Annotated in this window: 16 protein-coding genes, 2 tRNA genes and 2 pseudogenes; 4 read left to right on the top strand and 16 right to left on the bottom strand. The window is 68.0% G+C overall.

The window, feature by feature from the left end:
* Positions 1-195 precede the first annotated feature (195 nt).
* Both H7F38_RS08525 and H7F38_RS08520 read right to left on the bottom strand, forming a co-directional pair.
* Positions 196-2,106, bottom strand: a complete 1,911-nt coding sequence (locus H7F38_RS08525; protein ID WP_187093702.1) for an MDR family MFS transporter — start codon at positions 2,104-2,106, stop codon at positions 196-198.
* The gene (locus H7F38_RS08520; protein ID WP_187093701.1) at positions 2,106-2,771 is read right to left on the bottom strand and encodes a MarR family winged helix-turn-helix transcriptional regulator; all 666 of its coding nucleotides are present in this window, start codon (positions 2,769-2,771) and stop codon (positions 2,106-2,108) included. Before H7F38_RS08520 ends, H7F38_RS08525 begins: the two co-directional genes overlap by 1 nt.
* A 212-nt stretch (positions 2,772-2,983) precedes the next feature.
* Here H7F38_RS08520 and H7F38_RS08515 point away from each other — a divergent pair.
* Positions 2,984-3,056: transfer RNA gene (locus tag H7F38_RS08515), tRNA-Lys, on the top strand.
* A gap of 23 nt (positions 3,057-3,079) precedes the next feature.
* On the opposite strand, the gene ribD is transcribed toward H7F38_RS08515, so the two are convergent.
* Together ribD and H7F38_RS08505 are read right to left on the bottom strand one after the other, a co-directional pair.
* Positions 3,080-4,114, bottom strand: a complete 1,035-nt coding sequence (gene ribD / locus H7F38_RS08510) for a bifunctional diaminohydroxyphosphoribosylaminopyrimidine deaminase/5-amino-6-(5-phosphoribosylamino)uracil reductase RibD (protein WP_187094565.1) — start codon at positions 4,112-4,114, stop codon at positions 3,080-3,082.
* Positions 4,115-4,180: 66 nt separating this feature from the next.
* A complete protein-coding gene (locus tag H7F38_RS08505; protein WP_222618547.1) occupies positions 4,181-4,969 on the bottom strand; it encodes a dioxygenase in 789 nt (262 codons plus the stop codon).
* A 58-nt stretch (positions 4,970-5,027) separates the two neighbouring features.
* Here H7F38_RS08505 and H7F38_RS08500 point away from each other — a divergent pair, with 58 nt between their 5' ends.
* Positions 5,028-5,486 carry a MarR family winged helix-turn-helix transcriptional regulator gene (locus H7F38_RS08500; protein WP_222618546.1) on the top strand — a complete coding sequence of 153 codons (459 nt, stop codon included), beginning with the start codon at positions 5,028-5,030 and terminating at the stop codon, positions 5,484-5,486.
* A 62-nt stretch (positions 5,487-5,548) separates the two neighbouring features.
* A pseudogene (locus tag H7F38_RS08495) lies at positions 5,549-7,103 on the top strand (IS1182 family transposase).
* 181 nt (positions 7,104-7,284) lie between these two features.
* On the opposite strand, the gene H7F38_RS08490 reads toward H7F38_RS08495, so the two are convergent.
* From H7F38_RS08490 to H7F38_RS08475, 4 genes and pseudogenes are all read right to left on the bottom strand, one after another.
* Entirely contained in the window at positions 7,285-8,610 is a 1,326-nt protein-coding gene (locus tag H7F38_RS08490; protein WP_187093699.1) for a reverse transcriptase family protein, read from the bottom strand.
* A gap of 784 nt (positions 8,611-9,394) precedes the next feature.
* Positions 9,395-9,715, bottom strand: a pseudogene (locus tag H7F38_RS08485) (RidA family protein); the annotation flags it as partial.
* Positions 9,716-9,828: 113 nt separating this feature from the next.
* Positions 9,829-10,737, bottom strand: a complete 909-nt coding sequence (locus tag H7F38_RS08480; protein WP_222618545.1) for an alpha/beta fold hydrolase — start codon at positions 10,735-10,737, stop codon at positions 9,829-9,831.
* A gap of 591 nt (positions 10,738-11,328) precedes the next feature.
* The gene (locus tag H7F38_RS08475; protein WP_187093698.1) at positions 11,329-12,267 is read right to left on the bottom strand and encodes a glutamate cyclase domain-containing protein; all 939 of its coding nucleotides are present in this window, start codon (positions 12,265-12,267) and stop codon (positions 11,329-11,331) included.
* A gap of 120 nt (positions 12,268-12,387) precedes the next feature.
* Between H7F38_RS08475 and H7F38_RS08470 the strand changes: the two genes are divergently transcribed.
* The gene (locus H7F38_RS08470) at positions 12,388-13,230 is read left to right on the top strand and encodes a GntR family transcriptional regulator (protein WP_187093697.1); all 843 of its coding nucleotides are present in this window, start codon (positions 12,388-12,390) and stop codon (positions 13,228-13,230) included.
* A 580-nt stretch (positions 13,231-13,810) separates the two neighbouring features.
* On the opposite strand, the gene H7F38_RS08465 is transcribed toward H7F38_RS08470, so the two are convergent.
* The 8 genes from H7F38_RS08465 to H7F38_RS08430 all read right to left on the bottom strand — a co-directional run bounded on the left by H7F38_RS08465 (position 13,811) and on the right by H7F38_RS08430 (position 24,052).
* Positions 13,811-13,883: transfer RNA gene (locus tag H7F38_RS08465), tRNA-Thr, on the bottom strand.
* 155 nt (positions 13,884-14,038) lie between these two features.
* Positions 14,039-14,863: a regulatory iron-sulfur-containing complex subunit RicT gene (locus tag H7F38_RS08460; RefSeq protein WP_187093696.1), complete on the bottom strand. Its 825-nt coding sequence runs from the start codon at positions 14,861-14,863 to the stop codon at positions 14,039-14,041.
* A 213-nt stretch (positions 14,864-15,076) separates the two neighbouring features.
* A complete protein-coding gene (locus tag H7F38_RS08455; protein WP_187093695.1) occupies positions 15,077-16,273 on the bottom strand; it encodes a DNA polymerase III subunit delta' in 1,197 nt (398 codons plus the stop codon).
* A gap of 4 nt (positions 16,274-16,277) precedes the next feature.
* A complete protein-coding gene (locus H7F38_RS08450; protein ID WP_187093694.1) occupies positions 16,278-18,512 on the bottom strand; it encodes an MFS transporter in 2,235 nt (744 codons plus the stop codon).
* 55 nt (positions 18,513-18,567) lie between these two features.
* Positions 18,568-19,314 carry a hypothetical protein gene (locus tag H7F38_RS08445; RefSeq protein ID WP_187093693.1) on the bottom strand — a complete coding sequence of 249 codons (747 nt, stop codon included), beginning with the start codon at positions 19,312-19,314 and terminating at the stop codon, positions 18,568-18,570.
* A gap of 99 nt (positions 19,315-19,413) precedes the next feature.
* Positions 19,414-22,305: a type I DNA topoisomerase gene (topA, locus tag H7F38_RS08440; RefSeq protein ID WP_187093692.1), complete on the bottom strand. Its 2,892-nt coding sequence runs from the start codon at positions 22,303-22,305 to the stop codon at positions 19,414-19,416.
* Between the two features lie 264 nt (positions 22,306-22,569).
* On the bottom strand, positions 22,570-23,205 hold the full coding sequence (locus tag H7F38_RS08435; RefSeq protein WP_187093691.1) for a hypothetical protein: 636 nt from the start codon (positions 23,203-23,205) through the stop codon (positions 22,570-22,572).
* Between the two features lie 109 nt (positions 23,206-23,314).
* Entirely contained in the window at positions 23,315-24,052 is a 738-nt protein-coding gene (locus tag H7F38_RS08430) for a hypothetical protein (RefSeq protein ID WP_187093690.1), read from the bottom strand.
* Between the last annotated feature and the right edge of the window lie 20 nt (positions 24,053-24,072).

Below are 24,072 nucleotides of genomic sequence, written 5' to 3'. Positions count from 1 at the left end.
GCACCGAACTACTCCAACGATGGAGTTCCGGCACCTCCACCCTGGAGCCCTCGACCAATTCTCCGGTCCCGTTCATCAGTGGGACGCCGCGGGAACCCGGCAGCGGGCCACTGAGGTCGTCCGGGAAAATCCGGCAGGGCACGGCGGAGGATTCCGCCGTGCCCTGCCGGTGTGCTGTGCTGCCGCAGCAGGCGATCAGGCCTCGTGCCTACCGTGGTCCGTTCCGACCGGCCGGCCTTCGGTGAGCACGTCGGACTTGGCGATCAGGACGGCGACCGCGACATGCTCGCCGGTCGCGTCCGGTGAGTGGGCCGGGGCGTGGCCGTTCCCCTTCGACGGTGCGCCGGGAACGACCGAGGACACTGCTTCGCTCGCGGTCTCCGCCGGCGCGCTCTTCGACAGATCAGGGGCAGAGGGGCCACCGTCGGCCGGCAGGCTCTCGGCCTCCAGGCTGGCCTGCTCCATTTGGGTCTCCTGCAACGCGGACATGGTGCGCAGCGGCACCTGCTTGATCATCATCACCAGGCCGAATGCGATCACCATGCAGATCGCGCCACAGATGTAGACCACGTGGGTCGAGTTCACGAACCCGACCTGGTAGGGGTGGGCGATGAGCGGGTCGATCTTGCTCAGGAACGACGAGTCCACCGTCAGCTGGCCACCGAGGGATCCCAGGTAGGTGGGCACGTTCTGCCCGGCAACCGCCGCTGCCTTGCCCGCCGCCTGCTGGAACGACGGATCGGTGGAGGAGGCCTGCAGTGCCTTGCTGATGTTGTTCGGCAGGGTGTTGAACAGCAGCGACAGGAAGATTCCGACCCCGAGGGTGCCGCCGAGCTGACGGAAGAACGTCGCCGACGATGTCGCCACTCCGATGTCCCGCGCCGGCACCGAGTTCTGGACGGCGATCAACAGGGTCTGCATGCACAGGCCCAGTCCCAGGCCGACGAGCAGGAAGTAGACCGCCAACTGCGGATAGTTCGTGGAGACCTTGATCGTCAGCAGCAGGACGAACGCCACCGTCAGGATCGCCGTTCCGATCACCGGGAAGATCTTGTACTTGCCGGTCCGCGAGGTCAGCTGCCCGGAGGCGATGGCCCCGATCATCAGTCCCAGCATCAGGGGCAGCAACTGCAGGCCCGACTGGGTGGGGGTGACGCCCTTCACCAACTGCAGGTAGAGCGGCAGCATCGAGATGGCCCCGAACATGCCGACACCGACCAGCGCGTTGACGCCCAGGCCGAGGCTGAACGTCGCGGCCTTGAACAGGCGCATCGGGATCAACGCGTCGTCCTTCATCTTGAACTCCACGAAGATGAACGCAGCGATACCGACCAGGCCGACCGCGATCAGCCCCAGGATCCTGGCCGAGAGCCAGCCCCAGACACTGCCCTGTTCGGCCACGATCAGGATCGGCACGATACCGACGACGAGGGCCAGTGCGCCCCACCAGTCGATGCGGTGGTTGCGCCGGACGTGCGGGATGTGCAGGACCTTGAACACCACGAACAGCGCGACGGCACCGATCGGGACGTTGACCAGGAAGACCCAGCGCCAGCCCGAGATGCCCAGGATGCTGGTGGTGCCGGCGAAGAAGCCTCCGACCAGCGGACCGATCACCGATGAGGTGCCGAACACGGCCAGGAAGTAGCCCTGGTACTTGGCGCGCTCACGCGGGGGAACGATGTCGGCGAGCACGGCGAAGGCCATCGAGAACAGACCGCCGGCGCCGATGCCCTGGAATGCGCGGAAGGCGGCGAGCATCGGCATCGAGGTGGCGAACGAGCTCGCCAGCGACCCGAGGATGAAGATCGAGATGGCGAACAGGAACAGCGGACGTCTGCCGTAGATGTCCGAGAGCTTGCCGTACAGCGGCGTGGTCACGGTCGAGGTGATCAGGTAGGCGGTGGTGACCCAGGCCTGGATGTTGAGACCGTGCAGGTCGTCACCGATCGTGCGGATCGCGGTGGAGACGATCGTCTGGTCGAGGGCGGCGAGCAACATCCCCAGGAGTAGACCCACCAGGATCGTCAGGATCTGCTTGTGCGTCAGGCCCGCGGGACTCTGCGGTGCTGCGGTCTGCGGCGCGGATGTGTCAGTGGTGGCCATCAGTTGGACCTCTCGGTACTGGCGTGCGGGGGTGGTGGCGTCGGAACATGTTGGGGCGGCGGCAAATGATGCGTGGACTGCAGGTGGTGGCTCTTGCTCATGGTCTGCACCACTTCCTCGCGGCGGGACTCGAGCCGGTCGGCGTAGCAGCGGAGCAGACGCAGGAAGTCGCTGCGGTCGGTCTCGGGCCAGTCGGCGATCATCGGTTCGATCATCTGGCCGCGGTTCACGAAGTGTTCCTGCACCCTGGTGACACCCAGCTCGGTGGGCACGAGGATGGAAGCTCGACCGTCCTCCGGATCGGCCTTCCTCTCGATCAGCCCGGTCTTGACCAGCGTCGCGACCTGCCGAGAGACCGTCGAGGGATCCGCGCTGGTCAGGTCCGCCAGTTCCTTGGCGCGCTTGGGACCGTCCTTGACCAGGCGAACCAGCAGGAACAACGCAGCGATCTCCGGATCTGCGGTATTCGCCACCCGGGCCTTGAGGTTTCCGTAGATGCGCATCAGGCTGATGACCGCGTCGGCGATCTCGGCGGCCTGATCGAATCGGCCGGTCGCGTCGATCTCGGATGCACCGGCCTGATCGAGCGCACCGGACTGCGTCGGCACCGGCCCGAAGGGTGACGACAGACCTGATACGTCGGACTCGACGATGTTGCTCGTCACGGTCTGCACCCCTTCCACGGACATTTGCTTGCGCAATGCATCTAGTTGCCGCCCGCAAGCATGCACCTGTTGGTCGAACTCGCGCAACCAAATTCCTGTGGCCCCGGTCTCTGCATAGGTAGGGGCCGTCGTCCGCGGCCGGGCGAGGATCGGCCGGACCCGACGACGCGACCCGGTAGGCTCATCCCTCGGCCGGTCTCCCAAGGACTCCGGGGCCTCTAGCTCAATTGGCAGAGCAGCGGACTTTTAATCCGCGGGTTGTGGGTTCGAGTCCCACGGGGCCTACTCGCAGCGCTTCCAGGACGCCGTCAGGACGTGAGGCGGTAGCGCAGTCGGACGTCGGGACCCAGTTGATCGATCGTCCGGAGTTCGGCGCGATGGGCCTGGGTGAGAGTGGTGACGACACCGCCGCCGAGCATCGATGGGCCGGCTCCCAGCACGACAGGTGCGATGTAGACGATGATCTCGTCGATCAGTCCGGCATCGAGCATGCTGGTCGCCAACCGGGGACCGCCCTCCAGCAGCACGTGACGACGTCCCATTCGGTACAACTCCGAGAGGGTGCCGGGGAGGTCGACCGGCGCGCCGTCCACCGATGTGACGATCCTCGTCCCGGCGTCGCCGTTGCGGACCTTGGCATCCACCGGTGTGCGCCCTTGCGAGTCGATCACCACCCGCAGCGGCTGGGTCCCGGTCGGGATACCGTTCGCGTTCCGGACGGTCAGCAACGGGTCGTCGGCCAGCACCGTGCCGATCCCGACCATCATGGTGTCCACCCGGCTGCGGAGACGATGCACGTCGGCCCTGGATTCAGACGAGGTGATCCACCGACTGGTGCCGTCCTGCGCCGCCACCCGGGCATCGATCGTGATGCCGGCCTTGAAGGTCACGAAGGGGCGGAGCAGACGGGTCGCGGTGAGCCAGACCCGATTGACGTCCTCTGCCGCGCAATGGGTCTCGGGCGGTTCGACCACCTCGATGCCCGCCGCCCCTAGGGTCCGGCCGCCACCGGACGCAGTGGGCCACGGATCACGGACGGCCACGATGACCTTCCTGACCCCCGCCTCGATCAGCGCCAGCGAGCACGGCCCGGTCCGTCCGGTGTGGTTGCACGGCTCCAACGTGACGATCGCTGTCGCACCCCTGGCCCTGTCGCCGGCGTCGGACAGCGCAACAACCTCGGCGTGAGGGCCGCCGGCCCGCTGATGCCAACCCTCGCCGACGGTCTCACCCTCGGGAGACAGGAGCACACAACCCACCACCGGATTGGGCAGCACGGTGCCCTCACCGCGAGCCGCCAGCTCGACTGCCCGGTCCAGGGCCGCGGTTTCCGCCGGCGTCATGGTCACCCGGTCATTCTGTCCGATCCCGTCGCGGCGGCCATCTCGGGCACCGGCAGCCGCGGCAAGTCAGTTGAACTGGAACGACCGTTTGGCCATCCCGTGCCAGAAGCCGTCCACCGTGCTGGTCGCCTGGACGCCCACGTCCGCGGTCGCGCCGAGCGAAACGAACAGCGGCGCAAAGTGTTCACTGCGCGGATGCGCACGCAGCGCCGCCGGCGCGGTCCGCTGGAAGTCGAGCACCGAGTCGATGTCTCCGGCCTCGACCGTCTCCTTGGCCCACAGGTCGAACTCGTGGCCCCACTGCGGTGCGGCACCGTTCACGTCGGCAACCCCCTCGCGCACGTTGTGGGTGGTGAAGCCGGAGCCGACGATCAGCACGCCCTCGTCCCGCAACGGTGCGAGCGCCCGACCCAGCTGGAAGAGCTGTGACGGATCCAGGGTCGGCATCGACACCTGCAGGACCGGAACATCGGCCTCCGGGAACATCTCCTTCAGCGGGACGTAGGCGCCGTGGTCGAGCCCGCGGTCGGGGTCCTGGTACACCGGCTGCCCCGGCTGGGCGAAGAGCTTCGCGACATCCGCGGCCAGTTCCGGCGCGCCGGGCGCGTCGTAGGTGACCTCGTAATAGTGCTGCGGGAAGCCGCCGAAGTCGTAGGTCAGAGGCACCCGATCGGTGGCACCCACCGCCAGCGGCGCCGATTCCCAGTGGGCGGACACCACCAGGATCGACTTCGGCCGGGGCAGATCCGCTCCCCAGCGCTGCAATTCGCCGGTCCACGTCGCGTCGTCGGCCAGCGGCGGCGCGCCGTGCGACAGGTAGAGCACGGGCATCCGGGTAGGGGTCTGCGTGGTCATGCCTCCAGCGTACCCGGATTTACATGAACGCTCAAGTACCGACCGATATACTCCTCGCGTGCGCAACGATCCCTGGCTGACGCCCGAGCAGCAGACAACCTGGCGAACGTTCCTGATGATGTCTTCGGCGCTCAACGCCCGCATCGAAAGGGATCTGCAGCGGGTCGCCGGGATGCCGCACGCCTACTACCTCATCCTGGCGATGCTGTCGGAGGCGCCCGGGCGGTCGATGCGGATGCACCAGTTGGCCGAGATCGTCCAGGCCTCCCAATCCCGCCTGTCGCACGCGGTCGCCAGACTCGAGGACTACGGATGGGTTCGCCGCGAGCAGGCTCCCGGTGACAAGCGCGGGCAACTGGCGATCCTGACGGAGGCCGGCCACGATCGTCTCGTCGAGGTCGCCCCGAGCCACGCAGAGACGGTGCGCTCGACCATGTTCGACCCGCTGTCGGATTCGCAACTGGTGGAGTTCCACGACATCTGCGCCACGGTGCTGGCTCAGATGACGGACGACTAGGAGACCGCTGAATAACTGTGTCGCTCCGGGCCCGGTTCGGCGTGGGCTGGGAGAATGGGTGGATGCAGGGTAGAGCGCCTGATCAGCGGGACTTGTTGGATGTGGAATCGGTGGCCGGGCATCTGTTGAAGCCGGGCAGCGTGTTCGCGTTTTTGGCCGGGCATCGGCGGACGCTGTTCCCGGATGCGATGTTCGCCGACCTGTTCCCCGGCGTGGGTGGGCGCCCGTCGGTGCCGGCCGATGTGATGGCCGCGGTGTTGGTTCTGCAAGCGCTGCACGGGGTTTCCGACAGTGAGACCGTCGATGCGGTGACGTTCGACCTGCGGTGGAAGGCCGCCTGCGGCCTGCCGGTCACGGCGGCGGCGTTTCATCCGACGACGTTGACGTACTGGCGTCGCCGGCTGGCTGCGTCCGCATCGCCGAATCGGATCTTCGACGCGGTGAGGACGGTGGTCGCCGAAACCGGTGCCTTGACAGGCAAGACCCGGCGAGTGTTGGACTCCACGATTTTGGATGATGCGGTCGCCACTCAGGACACCGTGACCCAACTGATCGCAGCGGTCCGCCGGGTCCGCCGCGACGTTCCCGGTGCCGCCGACATCGTCGCCCAGCACTGCACCGCCCATGACTACGACGACCCCGGCAAACCGGCGATCGCCTGGAACGATCAGGCCGCGCGGCAGCAGCTGATCGACGCTCTGGTTGGCGATGCGCACCGATTGCTCGGCCATCTACCGGAGCAGGAGTTGGGTCCCAAAGGTGCTGAGGCGGGTGGCGTTGTTGGCGTTGATCGCCGGTCAGGACGTCGAACCGGTGGACGGGTCTGATGGCACCGACGGGCGGTGGCAGATCGCCCAACGGGTCGCCAAGGACCGGATCATCTCGGTGGTGGATCCCGACGCCCGGCACGCCCACAAAACGGTGCACCGCCGCCAGGACGGGTTCAAGGCGCACATCGCGATCGAACCGGACACCGGCATCATCACCGACTGCGAACTGAGCAAAGCCTCCGGCGAGCACTCCGGCGACGCCCAGGTCGGACCGGGTTTGCTCGACGACGAGGACGGACCGCGGCAGGTGCTGGGCGATTCGGCCTACGGCTCCGGCGGCGCCCGCGCCGAACTGGCCGCCGCTGGCCATGAAGCGATCATCAAACCGGCACCGTTGCCAACGGCCGTCCCCGGTGGGTTCAGCATCGACGACTTCACCATCAACGACGACGAAACCGAAGTGACCTGCCCGAACCAGGTCACCCGCAAAGTGACCCCGACTCGGTCGGTCACCTTCGGCTCCGCGTGCAAGGGTTGCCCGCTGCGGGCTCAGTGCACGACCAGCCGCACCGGTCGCACGCTGATCCTGCACTCCCAGGAGAAGCTGCTCCGAGCCGCCCGCCGACAGGCGGAAACGCCGCAATTTCAACAGGTTTACCGGCAACACCGGCCGATGGTCGAACGGTCCATCGCCTGGCTGGTCCGCGGCAACCGCAAAGTCCGATACCGCGGCACCACCAAAAATGACCACTGGTTGCACCTACGGGTGGCCGGGCTGAACCTACGACGGCTCCTGGTCCTTGGACTGACCCGCACCGACGGAAACTGGGCCCTGGCCACCGCCTGAGAGCCCAAAACAGGCCCCAATAGGACCTCAAGGACAGTCCTGCCGCCCACCAAGACCCCGCCGCCGGCTTCGGTCCTTCGACACGCAATCCGTGCCACCACCACACATCAGCCAGCCCACAGTCCGAGCCCGACACGGCGCCGGCGACGTCACCCCCAAACCCGGGTTGTTCAGGAGTCTCCTAGGTCCAGTCGATCTGCTCGAAGGTGGCCAGCAGTTTTCGGCCACGACCGGCGTCCAACGACGCGACCCAGGAGATCCGCCCGCGCAGGTGCGCCCGGAAATCGTTGTGCTCCACTCTGTTCTGCGTCGAGGGGCCATGGGTGACGCAGTTGTGCAGAATGGCCCGCAGCGTGTCGTAGTCCCGGCGCGGCACGGTGGTAGAGGCGTTGACCACGACCCCGGTGACCTGCTGCCGGGCGTCCCGCCCGCGCGTCCTGGTCTTGTCGATGTGCAGCCGGAAACCCTCTTCCGCGACGATTCGCGCGACCGCTGCGACAACCCCCCGTTGCCGGACCACCAGGGTGTCGCCGGAGAACGTGAGGTCGTCGGCATATCTGGTGTAGACGGCCCCGATTGCCGAGGCATACGCCGACAACCGACGGTCGATTGCGAAGGCGCAGAGGTTGGCCAGTTGCGGTGAAGTCGGTGCACCCTGCGGGAGATGCGGCTCGGCCAGCCGCCGACGCAGCCGGAACGCCGACGGCGCAGCGGTTCCCGGCATCTCGGCCAGCACCCGCACCGGGGTGGCAGTGGCGCACAGGCCGGTCAGCAGATGTGCCACCGGCTCCGGGTAACCGGCGGCGCGGAGAACCCCGTAGATCCGACTCCCGGTGATGGAGGCGAAGAACGACTCGAGATCCAGACTGATCAACAGGCCGGTACCGACGTGCGGCGCGGCCCCCGTGCGGGCACTCCGGCCCACGACGAAACCGTGCGCCGCGTCGTGTATCGGGATCGGCGTCAGAATCTGCGCGAGGATCTGCCGCTGGATTGCCTTGAGCCGGGACAGCGGGGCCTCCAGCAGTCGCCCCCCGCTCACCGACGGCACCCAGGTGGATCGGTAGTGCTGCAGGCGGTCCGAGCGCGCCCGGCGCTGCAGGCCGTTGGTGTCGCCGAACCACAGCAGTTCTTCCATCGAGACGCCGAGCAGGGCCGCCAGATCGCCGGCGTGATCCAGGCTCGTGACCGGAAACGGGTGCCGGATCATCGATGTCGGCGCGGTGAGGCGATGCAGCGGCAGCGGGAACCCGCCGCCGGGCCGGGCGGCCCGGCGCTCCACCTGCGCCATTGCCTGCGTCTGCAGGACGAACGCGAACAGCTCCCGCGGCCGGTCGGAGGGAGGCTCCGGATAGGCCTTGATCACCTCGCGCGCCAGTCGGCGGAGCCAGGCGTGTCTGGCTCCCAGGACGAGTTGCCCCTGGGTGCGCAGGCCGTCGGAAGTCCAGGCGCCGGCCAGGAAGGCATCGGCGAGAGCAATCGCCAGTCGAGCCCGTCCGTCCGGCATGCTCCCCCGTCCGCCCTGGTCAAATGGCATCGACGACGGCGGGCGACCTGTCCCCGCCTGGCGGGCACGGCGTTGCGCGGAGCGCAACCGCGTGCCTGCGACGTGATGCGGTACCACCGATACCTACCCCGGGGTAACCCCGGAGCAGCCGGTCGACCTCCGCCGATCCCTGCGCGGAGGCGAACCAGCAGTCTCGCCCGCCGTCATCGACCTGTCGAGCAGACTGTCACACCCCCGCGGGCACCACCCCGGCAGCCTGACGATTGTCCTACCGGCCCCGATCGACGGAGCTGATCCATCGGCGCCCGCTGCTGAGCGGGCCTTCCGGCGATCTGCGGATCGGAAACTGCTATCGCTCTGGTGACGTCGGTGCCGCTACCTTCGGCCGATGCCCGGGCGAAGTTACCGGGGTAGCTGTCGGTGACCACCATCGGGTCAACGGTCGGCGGCAGAACACCCGCCATTGCATTGATCGGCGAGCAGTTCACTTCGGTCGCGCAGTGCAGTGCCAGGCGCACTTCGGCGCGGAATTCCTCTTCGGCACCAGGAACGCAGGCAGAGCCGAACCCGGTTGGTGTTCCGCTCGGCCCAGCAGGGGTGTTCATCAGAACCTGTCGGACGGCCGCGTCTTCCAGGATGTGGTGCCACGCGTCAGGCTCCAGCTCGTCGGGCTGGGGTATCTCCACCGCTTGGAAACCAGCCGCGGCGGCGGCGGCCGGCCGCCGCTCGGGTGGTTGTTCTGTGAACAGCCAGATGAAGTGGAGGCTGAACCCCGGCCGATGGGTCACGATGTCGCTATCCGTAACGCGACGATGAGTTCGACTTCGACGCTGGCGCCATGTGGCAGCGCGGTCACACCGATCGCGCTCCGTGCGTGTCTACCTGCCGCCCCGAAAGTCTCGATGAGTACCTGGGAGGCTGCGTCGATGACCGCCGATTGCTGATGGAACTCGGGGGTACAGGCCACGAAGCCGGTGAGTTTGACGACCTCGGCGATTTCTCGACCAGAGGGAAGGTTGCTCTGCAAGACGGTGATGCTCGCCCGCGCACACAGGGCAGCGGCCCGACGCGCTTGATCGAGGTCCACGTCGGTTCCGACCGACCCGCGGTAGACGAGCTCACCATCGACGCGGGGTAGCTGACCACTGACGAAGGCGAGATCGCCTTAGATGCGAACGGGTGTCACCCATTGGCTCGGGGGGTTTGAGAGCGAGGCCATCAAGACTCCTGGGGAAGGGTGGCGATGAATTGTCGGAGTTGGTCGACCAATGCCTCCGGTTGCTCCTCGGGGATGTAGTGGCCGCTGTTGGCGATGAGACCGCCGCGCAGGTCCGTCACGAGTGGCTTCAATCGTTCGTACAGGTCCGGGGCGCTGCCTACGTCGCCGCCGAGCGCAAGCACAGGGATGTCGATGGGCCGCCTCATCAGCTCTTTGTGGATCTCGATGTCGTCGAGCACTGCCCGGTAGTACCCGAGCATGCCGCGGATACCACCGGGGGCGGCGTAGGTGCGTTCGTACTCGTCGATGTCTGCCTTGCTGAAGGTTTGCCGGGCACTCGCGGCCTTTCCTTGGAAGAACCACTCGATCAGAATGCGTTCACGGCCGGCGAGAAGCGCTTCTGGGAGGTCCTGAATGGCGTTGAAAAGAAAATGGAAGCTCCGCCAGCTGTCGGGTCCAAGAGTGATGCTCGGCTGGAGTGTGACGCCGGGAATGTTGGCGTCCAGCAGCGCCACACCCCGCAGCGAATCAGCGAATTCGTGAGCGAAGGCGTAGCCGACCCACGCTCCCACATCATGGCCGACGTAGACCACGCTGCGGTGGCCCATTGTTTCGAGCAGGCCGTGGAGCCGACGGGCTGTCGTACGGGTGTCATATCCGTCGAGAGGTTTGTCCGAGTCGCCTTGCCCGGGGAGGTCGATCGCAAGGACTGTGAAGTCCTCGGAGAGTAGGGGGGCAACCCGCCGCCACGAATAACAGCTCTGTGGAAATCCCGCGACCAAGGCGATGACCGGCCCCTGGCCGCTGGTGACGACGTGGTAGCGCAAGCCGTGTGAGGCGACCATTCGGTGTTCGCCCGGCTGCCATCCACTGGCGTCATCGGAGTGATGGCCGTTGTCGGCGTTCATAGCGTCCTTTCAGGATGCGGTACAGGGAAATTGGCTGTATGTGCTGCTGGGGAACGAATCTCGACCATCGACCATCGACCATCGGGCATCCAGGGATGCCGGGGTAGGGGCCGTGCTGCACATGCCCGGCTTGCGCGAGGCGTACATCCCGGCGGTAGAGGTACGGCCGAGCGGGCGGTCTTCGGGGTTCACCTTCGAGTAGGTACTCCTCTTCGATGTGCGGTTGCACCGGTCAGATCACCGGCGACGCATCCGACGCGCCGCAGGGTTGGGGTCTTCACCGGCCCGGCGCCGATCGGGTCCGAGATGTTTGCACATGGCGACCAAGCTCCGTTACTGCGGAGTCGGGTGCGGTGTTTCCGGCCTGACCGGGTGAGCATTCCGTCGGGTTCGGTGGAGTCGACATCACCGACCAGGTGACCAAACCGTTGGATCAATCGCTCCCCCAGCTGCGCTGTCCTGCCGCGCTCCGAAGTCGGGCCGTCGTCGAGCAGGTTGGTCGTCTCAGCGTCCGCCCACAGCCGCGTGAGGGCATCCCCGACCGGGCTGACTGCCCCCGAGGTCGCATGCAGCAGCACAGTTCGGGGACGGTCAGGCATAGCTGTCGGCCCAGCTTCGCACCGTCGGTGAAGTCTGGGGCAGCGTCGCGCGCAGGGCCTCGAGGACGGCGACGTGGTCCTCCAACGGCAACCTGTCGATCGTCATCTGCAGCTGACCGGGGCGATCCGCGCGACTGTCGTCGACGGCTTGGCCGACGGCGACGGCGGCGTCGAGCATCATCTTCTCGGTGGCACCGTCGAAGTGCGCGAGAAGTCGCGAAGCGAGCTCGGGTCGTAACGCGGCGACGGCTGTCACCAGCGCGTAGGCGCCCCAATTGGCGACTCCTGAGACCAGGAGGTGGTCGGCTCCGGTGCGCGCCGCGACCAGAGAACCGTGAGGGATGTCAGCCTCGATGATGTCCTTGGGCAGGTTTCCCATCCCGATCTCGTTGCCGCCGTCTCCAGCACCGATCGTCGTCCAGCTGCGGTGCCAGTTGCCGTCTTCGAAAAGGTAGTCCAACGGGGCTGTGTCCTTCGAGATGTCCCATCCGTGTTCACGGTGTGCCCGACCGTCGGCGGCGAGCGAGCACCGTTCGATGGCGACAAGATGGGTGAGGGGATGGTCGTGTGCCTCGAGCTGGCCCCGCAGTCGCCGTACCGACGAAGCGGACACGTCGACGATCTCGAGGTTGACCGGATGCGGCAGCACTCTCGTCACCGCCCACACCGCCTTGGCGCACGGCGCGTCCGTGATCACCGTGACCGGAACGCCGACTTCGGTGAAGGCGGCCGCGAGGTGGCCCATGCCGTTGAGGCCGTCAGTTTCGGGGGAAGGCGGTTCCGCGTGTCGGACAAAGAATCCGCAGACCACACCGATGTGGGGCCGGGGGTGTTCGGCGATGGACCGCGCTGCCGCTTCGAGGTTGCCGTCGGCGAAGGCGGCCAAACGGCTGATGTCGCGCCGAACCGTGCGCCCGACGATGTCCTGCATGCGCTTGATCGTGTCCATGGCATCTTTACGTATATGTCGCGTATATTATGAGGATACCCAGCGATGACTCCTGATGTCTAGCCTGGGAGTCCAGTGGGACGAGACAGATCGGATGCCAGGATGAGCGAACCCGACAGCAGCGACGGGACGTCCCAGACCGAAGCGGCGCTGGAGCTCATCCGGATGCGGATCATCGATTTGACCATCGGCCCAGGCAGTCGCATCGACGAGCGACTGCTGTTGCGCCAGTTCGGTCTCGGTCGTACGCCTGCACGCGAAGCCATCAGCCGCCTCGCCGCAGAGGGCTTCGTCCACATTCGGCCGAATCGTGGAGGTGTCTTCGTTCGAAGCCTGGACCTTGACACGATCAAACAAGTCATCGTTGCCCACCAACTGGTGGAGAGCGTCGTCGGGCAGTTGTGCACTCTCGACGATGATCAGCTTGGCGATGACCTCGCCGCAATCCAGAAGCAGTACCGGACCGTGGTTTCCGCCGGTAGCTTTCTCGAGATCACCGCACTGAACGAACGCTTTCACCTCCGGATCATCGACACGCTGCACAACGAGTTCTTCGCGGCTTTCGCGGTTTCGACGCACCGCCACGTTCGCAGGTTGCTGATGTACCTCTACAGGTTGGAACAGGCAACACCCGTCGAGCAGAAACGTCAATTCGCGCTCAACCTGGTTGAGCACCACGCCATCATCGAAGCCGCCCGTACCCGGGACCACGCCGCTTTCGCAAAGCTGCTGCCAGAGCACGCGCGCGCCACCCAGGACCGTCTGAAACGCATCGTATCCAGCGGCACCGTCCCGAACCTTGTCATTGACCTCGACAGTGGAGCGCTACAGACCGGACCTCCGGCCGGTAGAAGATCGGATGAGAACGCCGGCAAGGGGACTCGACCGGGAACCTCCCCCGAAGAACCCAACCGTCCGAGAACGCGTCGTCCGACGACCAAGTGACAGCGCCGTCCCTCAGGTATATGCTAGGTATATATAATGTCGACGGACGTGCGCTTCGGCAGTGCGCGGCCCGCTCGAACAGGCCGTTCTGCCCGTCCTCGAAATACGCGGAACCTCGGTAGCTGCCATGTGGGAGCCGACCTCGATCGTGAGATCGATGATCGACAGGGGGCGGCTCCGAACTCATTCGGACATGAGGGTGCGTTACGAAAGGCGCTCCTCGACGCGACTCAGTGGGCTGCGACCATTCAGCACTACACCGAATTCACGGTCGCACGCTTCACCCATCGCAACTCGGTCAACGCCCAAACTCTCGACAACGCCGTACTCGCCCCCGCAGCTCCGCAGGCGTATCGCGAGTCCGGCTTGCGCATGTCAGCCGATCTGGGCGAACTCCTTGGACACACACTTGGTCGCACAGTTCCTCGAGGGAGCCCCGTGCTGCATGTCCGACCAGCGTGATGGCGCCCTGTTCGCGGTGGAACCATTCGGCCCACCTGCTGTCCGCACTGCGCTACCGGGCCCGGCAACCCAAGAGGCCCCGCCTCCTGTTCTCGCAGGTGGCGGGGCTTCTGGCGTGAGCCCCTTTACGGAATCGAACCGTAGACCTTCTCATTACGAGTGAGACGCTCTACCGACTGAGCTAAAGGGGCAACGCCGATCAGTTTAGCTGCTCGCCCGGGTGCCTCGTCACGCGTCGATGGACGAAGGCCGATTCGCCGGCCGGCGCCGATCCTCGTGGTCGAAGGGGGCCCACCCGTCCACCGTCAGGTCGTCGGCCTGACCTGCGACCGATCACGCGGAGCGCTCAACGCGGCGGACGGGAATCGTAGGCTTTGCGAGCACTGCACACCGACGCCTTCGGGCAGACCTGCTTGGTCCCGTCCGAGGCGAGTCGGATGACGACCGAGTCGCCCGGAACGGAGTGCGAGACCACCACGCCGGGGCCGGCCGGGGAATCCACCGGCTCGCCCACGGCCGGGGTCGTCGCCTTGAACTCCTGGTAGAGCGGGTGCTCGTACTTCAGACAGCACATCAGGCGGCCGCAGGCACCGGAGATCCGCATCGGGTTGGCCGGCAGGTCCTGGTCACGGGCCATCGCCAGGGTGATCGGCTCGTAGTCCTTGAGGAACGTCGAGCAGCAGGTGTCCCGTCCGCAGGAACCGATACCGCCGGTCACCCGGACCGAGTCACGGGCCGCGAGCTGCAGCAGCTCCACCCGCGAACCGAGCGTCGCGGAGAGGTCTCGGAGGAGCGAGCGGAAGTCGACGGTCTCCGGGGAGGAGTAGTAGATGACGGTCTTGTTGTTGGTGGGCTGGGGATCGACGGCGAGCACCTTCATCGGGAGGTCGTGCTCGCGGATCAGCTTGCGGCTGGCCACCAAGGTCCGTGCCTTGACCTTGCGGGTCGACTCCTGCGCTTCCAGATCGGCGGCGGTGGCCGACCCGAGCAACACCGGAAATCCATCGGTCGGCTCCGAGGAGTACTCGGCCGCCCACATCACCTGGGCCACCACCGGACCACGATCGGTCGGCAGCAGGACGTGGTCGCCGACCTCCGGACGCATGTCACCCGGATCCGCGTAGTGCAACTGGCCGTTCGCGGTGAAGGTGACCGCGCAGAGCATGCCCATGGCGCGTAACGCTACCCCGCGGCGCGATCGGAGCGTTTCCCGCGCCCGCGCTCGTGATCGTGGCGGTTCTGGGACTCGTGGGGCAGGAATCGACCCGATGATGAGCGCGGGCGAAGTTGATAAGCGCGACAGGGGGGCCGGGGGGGCGCGGGTTGATCAGCGCGAGAGGGGGCCGGGGCGGGGGCGGGTCGGTCAGCGCGGGGGCGGGCGGGGTCAGGCGCGGTAGAGCTTCATCATCATCGCTTCGACGGCGATCTGGGGTTTCACGTTCTGCTCGATCGCCTCCCGGCAGGCCAGGATCGCGTCGAGCCTGCGCAGGGCCCCGACGGCGCCGAACCGGGACGCGGCGGTGTCGACCTCGCGGGCCATGTCGGGGTTCGTCAGCGCGACGGAGGCGCCGAGCCCCCTGGCGATCGCGTCGCGATAGAAGCCGGACAGGTCCACCAGGGCACGATCCAGCACGTCACGCTCGGTCCTGGTGGCCCGGGACTTCTGACGCCGCTCGAGATCCTTGACGACACCGGCAGTCCCACGTGCCGCGCCCACCGCACCCTTGCCCGTCCCGCCGGCCCCCAAGGCCGTCTTGAGTTCTTCGAGCTCGGCTCCGTCGCGACGTTCGGCCACGGACTTCGCCTCGCCCTTCGCGGTGGCCAGCAGGTCGCCCGCCTCGGTGAACACGTCGCCCATCGACCGCAGAGCACCGGGTAGTGCGAGAATTCGGCTCCGCTGATCCCTGGCCTCGCCGTCACGCGCGAGTCTCCTCGCGCGTCCGACGTGCCCGGCCGCCACCGACGCGGCCCAGTCGGCCATCTCGGGGTCGATGCCATCCCGACGCACCAGTACGTCGGAGATCGCGGCGACGGGCGGGATGCGCAGGGACAGCACCCGGCACCTCGACCGGATCGTCACCGAGACGTCGTCGGGGTGCGTCGATGGGGAGCAGAGAAGGAAGACGGTGCGCGGCGGCGGTTCCTCGATCGACTTCAGCAGAGCGTTGGACGCGCCCTCGGTCAGGCGGTCGGCATCCTCGATCAGGACGATCTGCCACGGCGCGGAGCCAGGTCGTCTGGCCGCCATCTGCACGACGGCACGCATCTCCCTGACGGTGATCGACAGGCCCTCGGGATTGATCGTCCGGACATCGCCGTGGGTCCTGGCCAGCACCGCGTGGCAGTGCACGCAGTGTCCGCAGCCGCGGTCCGGGCACTCCAGCGCGGCAGCGAACGCGCGCGCGGCGACGGAGCGGCCCGAACCGGGGGGACCGGTGAAGAGCCAGGCGTGCGTCATCGCGGCCGTCGGAACGTCCACGTCACCGTGACTGGCCGCCACTGCGGTCCGGAGCACCTGGACCGCCTCCGGCTGGCCGATCACGTCGGCGAAGACGCCGTCGTCCTGGGGGTTCACGGGCATCAAATTAGCTCAGAGCGCCGACACCGGTGGGGCCTCCGGACAGGGACACCGCGGCGTGCATCACCGCGGCGTCCCCGGCGGGAGCCTCGGGAACGACCACTCCGGACGCTCCGTCGACCAGCCGCCGCGGCGAGCGCCCGCGCAGCGCAGACGCGATCCGTTCGACGACCTCGGCCGACAGCGACACCGGATCCGATGCATGCGGGGTCAGCACCAGATACCGCTCGGGAGCGGCAGATGCACGGTCGCGGAAGGCGTTGACCGGATCGGGCGGCAGCTCTTCAGCAGCGGTGGCGACACCCTCCGCCCTCGACGGCCCGGAATCCGCACCTGACGGCGCCGCCCCGGCCCCCTCGATGATCGGTACGTCCAGTCCGGATTCGGCCGGGTCAGGTGCGTGTGCATCGGAGGGGGCCCCGGCGACGGGTGCGGCGTCGATCAGCAACGTGAGGTCCGGACGCAGGCCGCCGACGGACCACTGGGCCAGGCGCAGCACCCGCTCCTCACCCATCGCGGACTGCACGCCGTAGCGCACGACCACGTCGTCGACGAAGCCGGTGGTCACCACCACCGAGCCGGCGAGCAGGTCGGGGCGGATCCGGTCGGCGACCAGTTCGGCGAGGTCGGCGCCGGCCCGCAGCGCCTCGGCCTGACTGCCGGTGACCTCTCGCACGACCGGTCTCATGTGGGCGGCAAAGCCTTCGGGATCTGCGACGCTCCTGACGACCACCACAAAACCCTGTTCGGACAGTTCGGCGACGATCGCCGAGGCATAGTCGGCGACCCTGAGCGGGTCGCTGCCCTCCACGGCCAGCAGCACCCCCGCGTGCTCGGACTCGTCGATCAGGTTCTCCGGCCGCCGGTGTCCCATCCAGCGTCGCAGCAGTCCACCCGAGGAGCCGCCGCGCACCTGCCGGCCTGCGTAACCGGACACGAGTACCGCCACCAGGCCCCCCGCCGCGAGGACCAGCGCGGCCCCGGACAGGGACCAACGGAAGGTCCCGATCCGCACCACGTGCGACCCGACGGCACCGGCGATGATCGGGCCGACTGCGATGGTCGCCAGCAGGGTGAGACGCACCGACGACATCACGAAGGCGAAGACCCGGCCGCGCAGGGCGTCGGAGACCTCGTGTCCGATCATAGTGAACCCGTTGATCCAGGCGACGCCCGCGAACAGCCCCATCAGGGCCGCCGCGAGGGTGGCGCCGACGAAGTCCTGCAGCAGGCTCATCACGATCAGGACGAGACCGGCGCCACCGATGGAGGAGGTGAACACCATCCGGCGCGGCACCGTCGGTACCACCTTGGGCCCGATCAGCATGCCCACGGCCAGGCCGGTGAACACCGAACCGAAGAGGATCCCGTACCCCGCGTTGCCGGCGCCGAGACTGGAGACGTACGCCTGGGCGACCCCGGCCGTCAGTCCCCCGGCTCCGAACGCACCGAGGATGCCGATGTAGATCGACCGCATCACGCGGCTGTTCTTGACGAACGACACCCCCTCCTTGATCAGCGAGAAGATCGACTGACCGACCGAGCGTTCACTCACGACACCGGGAATCATGTTGCGCGAGAACAGGACCGTGGCCGCGACGAAGAAATAGGTGGCGGCGTCGATGGCCAGGGCGATGTCGATGGCCAGCGAGCTGGTCGGGCCGCTGATCAGGGCCGATGGCCGCGATGCGCCTTCGGCTCCCGGTGCGCCGAAGAACTGGGCGATGGTGGAGAGCAGCGCGAACAGTGCGGCCGCGACCGGGACCATGCCGTAGATCGACACGTAGTTGAGCTGGTTCGCGACCGCCAGACGTTCCCGGGGCACGATGTTGACCATCATCGCCTGCTTCGACGGGTTGGTGAACAGCCCGACCGCCTCCACGAGGAACTGCGCGATCAGCAGCCAGGTCAGGTTCCCGCCGACGGCGATGGAGAGGTAGAGCAGACCGGCGGTGGTGTCTCCGATGACGGCGATCTTCCGCCGGTCGATCTTGTCGACGAGCGCGCCGGCGATGGGACCCAGGAGCAGGTCGGGCAGGAGCCGCGTGAGCAGCACCCCGGAGACGGCGGCCCCCTGGGCCAGCCCGGAGGAGTTCTTGGTCAGGTAGGCGGCCAGAGCGGTGGTGGCCAACAACCCGAGCCAGTCGCCGAGGCTGGAGATCGCGATGGCCATCCAGAGCCGGCGGAACACGACGATCCGCAACAGCACCCTGACCGAACTCGGCTGCTTCGTCCTGCTCATCGCGGGTCCCCCGCCGCCGACACGCTCAACGGCGCGGCACCCTCTGCACCCGACATCATCTGCGCTGCAACAGTTGGGAGATCAAGGAGATGATCTTCTGGCCAGCCCCGGTGGTCACCAGCAGGACGAGCACGAGAACCGCGAAGCTCCAGGCACCGGAGCTTCTCCGCTTCGCCGAAGAGCGGGCGGCGGCCAGCTGCCGGGCCGAGGCCGCTCCCGCCTGGGTGATCGCCGAACGGACCTGAGCCAGTCCCTGTCCCTGCGGCAGGTAGGCCGGTGGTCGGATCCGACCGGGCGCCGTCCGCGGCGGACCGCCGTACCCGGTGCCGGCCGTCGGGCGGCGACCCGAACCGGCGGCCAACTGCGCGGAGGTCGGCACCGGCACGTACTGCTGTGCAGGCTGTCCGGGCATCGGCCCGGCCGGTACCGCCCGGGGCGGACCCGGCATCGCCCGGGGCGGACCCGGCACCCGCAGACCCGGCTGCGGTGGACCTGGAGGTGCGGAGCGCCGCTGCACCGGAGCCGGACGCGCGTTCCGGGGCGCGGGCATCGACACCGGAGCACCGGTCGGCGGGCGTTGGACTGCGGTCGCCGCCCCGGGCCGGGCATCCACAGGCGTGAGCGGCACTGCGGATTGCATCGGCCGGGACCAGGGTGCGCGGCCCAGCGGCGCTGCCGACAGCGCGTCCGGAAACACGTCCACCGGCACCGACGGCCGATACAGAGGGTCGGCCATCCCGCCGGAGCCGGACAGGGCGTCGCCGAACAGCCGCTCCGGTTCCCGCCCTGCTCGTACGGCCATCTTCAGATGGTAAGCCGATCGACCGACAGGCAGGCGTCGTCAAATCGTCGGATGGGGACGCGACCGGTGTCGACCCGCACTCCATCGTCAGCGATGCGCTCAGCCCGTGTCACCGGTCTTCTTGACCGCCGGGCGGGTCTTCGTCGCCGTGGCGGTGCCGGTGGCAGCCTTGGCGGCACCGGCCTTGGACGCCGCCGCCTTGGCGGCCGGCTTCTTGACTGTGGTGGACTTCTTCGCCGTGCCGGCCTTCGCGGGCGCCGCCTTCTTGACCACCGCGCGCTTGGGTGCCGGCCCCCGCGCCCGACGCTCGGCGAGCAATTCGGCCGATCGTTCGACGGTGATCGTGTCGACCTCGTCGCCCTTGCGGAGCGAGGCGTTCGTCTCGCCGTCGGTGACGTACGGACCGAACCGGCCGTCCTTGATCACCATCGGCTTCTGGGTGGCCGGGTCGACCCCCACCTCCCGCAAGGCCGCCGCAGCCGCCGCCTGGCGTCCCCGGGTCTTGGGTTGCGCGTACAGCGCCAGCGCCTCCTCCAGCGTGACGGTGAACAGCGCCTCCTCTGCGGCGATCGACCGCGAGTCGGTGCCCTTGCGCAGGTAGGGGCCGTAGCGGCCGTTCTGGGCGGTGATCTCCTCACCCGTTGCAGGGTCGTTGCCGACCACCCGCGGCAGGGTCAGCAACTGGAGGGCGGCTTCCAAGGTGATCGTGTCCAGCGCCATCGACTTGAACAGTGACGCCGTTCGCGGTTTGACCGCGTTCTTGCCCTTGGTGGGCGTGTCCTCCGGCAACACCTCGGTGACGTAGGGACCGTACCGACCGTCCTTGGCCACGATCATGTGGCCCGACACCGGGTCGGCGCCGAGTTCGGCGTCACCGATCTCGGCCTGGTCGAACAGTGCCTCCGCGACCTCGGCGGTGACCTCGTCCGGGGCCAGGTCCTCGGGCAGGTTCGCCCGCTCGACGGTTGGCGCATCCTCGGCCGGCGTCTCGCCTTCCACGGGCAGCACGGCCCGCTCCAGGTACGGGCCGTAGCGACCGACCCGGACCGTGACCTGACGGCCCTGGGCATCCTTGAGCAGCGGCAGCGAGTTGACCTCGCGGGCGTCGATCGCCTCCAGGTTCTCCCCGACCAGCTTCTTCAGCCCACCGGCCCGGGACACCGAGCCCTCCGGTCCCGTGTCACCCCCGAAGTAGAACGTGGACAGCCAGGCGGTGCGGCCCAGTCGACCCTCGGCGATACCGTCGAGCTCGTCCTCCATGGCCGCGGTGAAGTCGTAGTCGACCAGACGCGCGAAATGCTGCTCCAGCAGTCCGACCACGGCGAAGGCGATCCATGACGGCACCAAGGCCTGGCCCTTGCGCCACGCGTAGCCGCGCTCGGTGATGGTCCGGATGATCGAGGTGTAGGTCGACGGGCGCCCGATGCCGAGATCTTCCAGCGCCTTGATCAGCGACGGTTCGGTGTAGCGGGCGGGCGGGGTGGTGGAATGACCGCCAGGCGTCAGTTCGTTGATGTCGAGCTCGTCCCCGACGGTCAGGTTCGGCAGCCGGCGTTCGGCGTCGTCTGCCTCACCACCGGCCTCCGCGTCGACCGTCTCGACGTAGGCACGCAGGAACCCGGGGAACGTGATGGTGCGACCGGAGGCGGTGAACAGGGCCTCGGCACCGAACGCCGGTGTCCCGGCCAGCGGCGCGGTGATGCGCAGCGAGAGGGTCAGGCCCCTGGCGTCCACCATCTGCGAGGCGATGGTCCGCTGCCAGATCATCTCGTAGACGCGGAACTCGTCGGCTCCCATTCCGCTGGCGACCTGGCCGGGGGTGCGGAAGTTCTCACCGGCGGGACGGATGGCCTCGTGAGCCTCCTGCGCGTTCTTGACCTTCCGCGTGTACTGACGGGGAGCCGCCGGGACGTACTCGGGCCCGTAGAGGTCCCTGGCCTGGTTGCGGGCGGCGTCCAGCGCGGTCTGGCCGAGCGTGGTCGAGTCGGTCCGCATGTAGGTGATATAGCCGGACTCGTACAGGCGCTGTGCGGTGCGCATGGTGCGCTCGGAGGAGAACCCGAGCTTGCGGCCGGCTTCCTGCTGGAGCGTGGACGTCATGAACGGCGGATACGGCTTGCGGGTGTACGGCTTCTCCTCGACCGAGACGACCGTGGCGGTGCCGTGCTCCAGCGCGGCGGCCACCGTTCGGGCGCCGTCCTCGTCCAGTAGCAGCACCTCGGAGTTCGTCTTCAGTGCGCCGGTGTTCTCGTCGAAGTCGCGCCCGGCGGCCAGGCGGCGGCCGTCGATGGAGTTCAGGGCGGCGGTGAACTTCGTCTTGGCGTCGCCCGGGGCCAGCAGGGCGTCGATTCCCCAGTACGTTCCGGACCGGAACGCCATCCTGGCCCGCTCGCGTTGCACGACGATCCTGGTGGCCACCGACTGGACGCGCCCGGCCGATAGGTTCGAGCCGACCTTCTTCCAGAGCACCGGGGACACCTCGTAGCCGTAGAGCCGGTCGAGGATGCGACGGGTTTCCTGGGCGTCGACCAGGTTGTTGTCCAGCTCGCGCGGCGCCTCGGCCGCGGCCCGGATGGCGGCCGGGGTGATCTCGTGGAAGACCATCCGCTTGACCGGGACCTTGGGCTTCAGGGTGTCCAGCAGGTGCCAGGCGATGGCCTCGCCCTCGCGGTCCTCGTCTGTCGCGAGGTAGAGCTCGTCGGCGCCCGCCAGCAGCGACTTCAGCTTGGCGACCTGAGCACGCTTCTCCGGCGATACGACGTAGATCGGCTCGAAGTTGTTCTCGGTGTTGACGCCCAGCCGCGCCCAGGGCTCGCCCTTGTACTTGGCCGGGACGTCCGCGGCATTCCGCGGCAGATCACGGATGTGCCCGACGGACGACTCGACGATGTAGCCCTCGCCGAGGTACTGCGAAATGGTCTTGGCCTTGGCCGGCGACTCGACGACGACCAGGCGGACCCCGGTATGGGTGGCAGCCTTACGTGTGGCCATACTCGTTCACGTTCTCCTCCATATAGCGGAGCGCCGCCGGCTACTTCGTCGGTTGGGCAGTCCGGACGTCGGGGGATTCGCCAACCTGAAGCGAAACCCGGCGTCGGACTGCAGAATGCCATGGATCGTCAAGTGGTCTGCGCGACACCACCCGTCAGTGGGACGATCCACCCCATTCAGAACACCGGCCGGACGGGAGATCATGCCCCGGATCGGCGGATGTTCCACGGGCCATACCCCGTTTGCCGCCGATCCCGGGGGGCGTCAGTGCAGCGGGAGAGGGAATGCCGCCACGGGTGCCTCAGGGGGTGGAGTGCCGACCAACTCGACCAGTCGTGCGTGGCGTCGATGCCCGACGATCCGCAGGGCCGGCCCCCCTGCCCTCGCCCCGATCAGCGACCCGGCCAGACCGGCCCGGGCGCAGGCGGAGGCGAGCGGTTCATGCATGTCCGGTGCGTGCCGGTCGAGTCCCAGCAGGAACCCGGCGTCGTCGTGACGGCCGGCCGCCAATGTCCAGCAACGGAGCAGTCCGGCGGCGGCCGCGAGGCCGGGCGGTACCGACTTGACCGCACCGCGGGTCCATCCGGCGGCCAGTTCGTCCAGGTCAGCGGTGCGGTGGCTTCGTAGCAGGACCCCGCCGTCGATCTGCCCGTCGCGTGCCGAACCCGGCTCGATCAGTCCGGCCGAGAGTGCCTCCGATGCGGGCACGACCTCGGCCTCGAGGTCGCGCACCCTGAACTCACGGGCCAGGGCCCTGGCCCGCCACTCGTCGTCGAGCAGGATCGAGAGGCGAACCCCGGACGGGCCCCGGGAGATCTGACCGTGCGCCGCCAGCAATCCGCCGAGGTCCTCGACGCGGGGCGGCGTCAGGTCGGCGGAGAAGAACGAGAGCTGGGACACAGGGAGTCACGTTAGCCGCCGATCGACCGCTCACGCACCACGTCACGGGCAGCCGAGGGACCGAGGGACCGATCGGACCCAACGGCCCGATCCGCCCGATCGGCGGGGATCAACCGGTGATGGTCGTCTGCAGCTTCGCGCATGCCGGGAGGGCGAGCAGAGCGCCCTTGGTGGAATCCGGGATGTCCAGACCGCCGACGGTGGTGATGGGGGCGGCGATGGCGGCCAGTTGTGTCGTCAGGTCCGGCGTCGCGCCCGAAAAAGCCGATGGGCCTGCGCTCGGGTCGACGGCGGCCAGCTTCTTCCCGCCGGCGCTCAGCAGGGGTCCGACGTGTGCGAAGGAAGCCACCACCTTCGTCGCGAACTCGCTGCCCGACTTGAAGGCCGGCGGCGGCAGCGCCCGGAGTCCGGTCGCGATGTCGGTGGTCTGCATTCCGACGCTCGAGAGGAAGTCGACCAGCAACCGCTGCTGACCGGCGTAGTCGGTCTTGGCCAGTGCCGCCTCCTGCGACCTCAGATACTTCTCGCGGGCCAGGATGGGCGTCAATCCGCCGCAGAATGCGGTGAACCAGGCCGTAGTGGCGGGGTCCAGCGATCCGGTGGAGGGGGCAGCACCGGTGGGCGGCGCAGCAATCGTGGCGCCGGACCCGGGCGGACCGCTCGACCCGGGGACCTTGCCGGAACCCGGTGCGGTGCTGGAGGGCGGTGCGCCGGTGGACGGGCTCGCAGCGACCGGTTCCCTGGACGTGGCGCCGGAACCGCCCGCGGCCGCACCGCTGGTCGAGGTGCAGCCCGCCAGCACGAGGGCGACCCCGAGGATGGCGGCGGCACAAGCGTTGCGCCTCATCATTTTTCCCCCTCTGGTGC

The organism is Nakamurella sp. PAMC28650 (genome assembly GCF_014303395.1).
Taxonomy (GTDB): Bacteria; Actinomycetota; Actinomycetes; order Mycobacteriales; family Nakamurellaceae; genus Nakamurella.
This window is presented reverse-complemented; position numbering and strand designations above follow the sequence as displayed.

Excerpts from the sequence above, each read along its gene's own strand:
- H7F38_RS08480 (WP_222618545.1), bottom strand. The coding sequence starts at position 10,737 with ATGAACGCCGACAACGGCCATCACTCCGATGACGCCAGTGGATGGCAG.
- topA (WP_187093692.1), bottom strand. The coding sequence starts at position 22,305 with ATGGCCACACGTAAGGCTGCCACCCATACCGGGGTCCGCCTGGTCGTC.
- H7F38_RS08455 (WP_187093695.1), bottom strand. The coding sequence starts at position 16,273 with ATGCCCGTGAACCCCCAGGACGACGGCGTCTTCGCCGACGTGATCGGC.
- H7F38_RS08490 (WP_187093699.1), bottom strand. The coding sequence starts at position 8,610 with ATGCCGGACGGACGGGCTCGACTGGCGATTGCTCTCGCCGATGCCTTC.
- ribD (WP_187094565.1), bottom strand. The coding sequence starts at position 4,114 with ATGACGCCGGCGGAAACCGCGGCCCTGGACCGGGCAGTCGAGCTGGCG.
- H7F38_RS08475 (WP_187093698.1), bottom strand. The coding sequence starts at position 12,267 with ATGCAGGACATCGTCGGGCGCACGGTTCGGCGCGACATCAGCCGTTTG.
- H7F38_RS08505 (WP_222618547.1), bottom strand. The coding sequence starts at position 4,969 with ATGACCACGCAGACCCCTACCCGGATGCCCGTGCTCTACCTGTCGCAC.
- H7F38_RS08445 (WP_187093693.1), bottom strand. The coding sequence starts at position 19,314 with ATGGCCGTACGAGCAGGGCGGGAACCGGAGCGGCTGTTCGGCGACGCC.
- H7F38_RS08430 (WP_187093690.1), bottom strand. The coding sequence starts at position 24,052 with ATGAGGCGCAACGCTTGTGCCGCCGCCATCCTCGGGGTCGCCCTCGTG.
- H7F38_RS08460 (WP_187093696.1), bottom strand. The coding sequence starts at position 14,863 with ATGGGCATGCTCTGCGCGGTCACCTTCACCGCGAACGGCCAGTTGCAC.
- H7F38_RS08450 (WP_187093694.1), bottom strand. The coding sequence starts at position 18,512 with ATGAGCAGGACGAAGCAGCCGAGTTCGGTCAGGGTGCTGTTGCGGATC.
- H7F38_RS08525 (WP_187093702.1), bottom strand. The coding sequence starts at position 2,106 with ATGGCCACCACTGACACATCCGCGCCGCAGACCGCAGCACCGCAGAGT.
- H7F38_RS08470 (WP_187093697.1), top strand. The coding sequence starts at position 12,388 with ATGAGCGAACCCGACAGCAGCGACGGGACGTCCCAGACCGAAGCGGCG.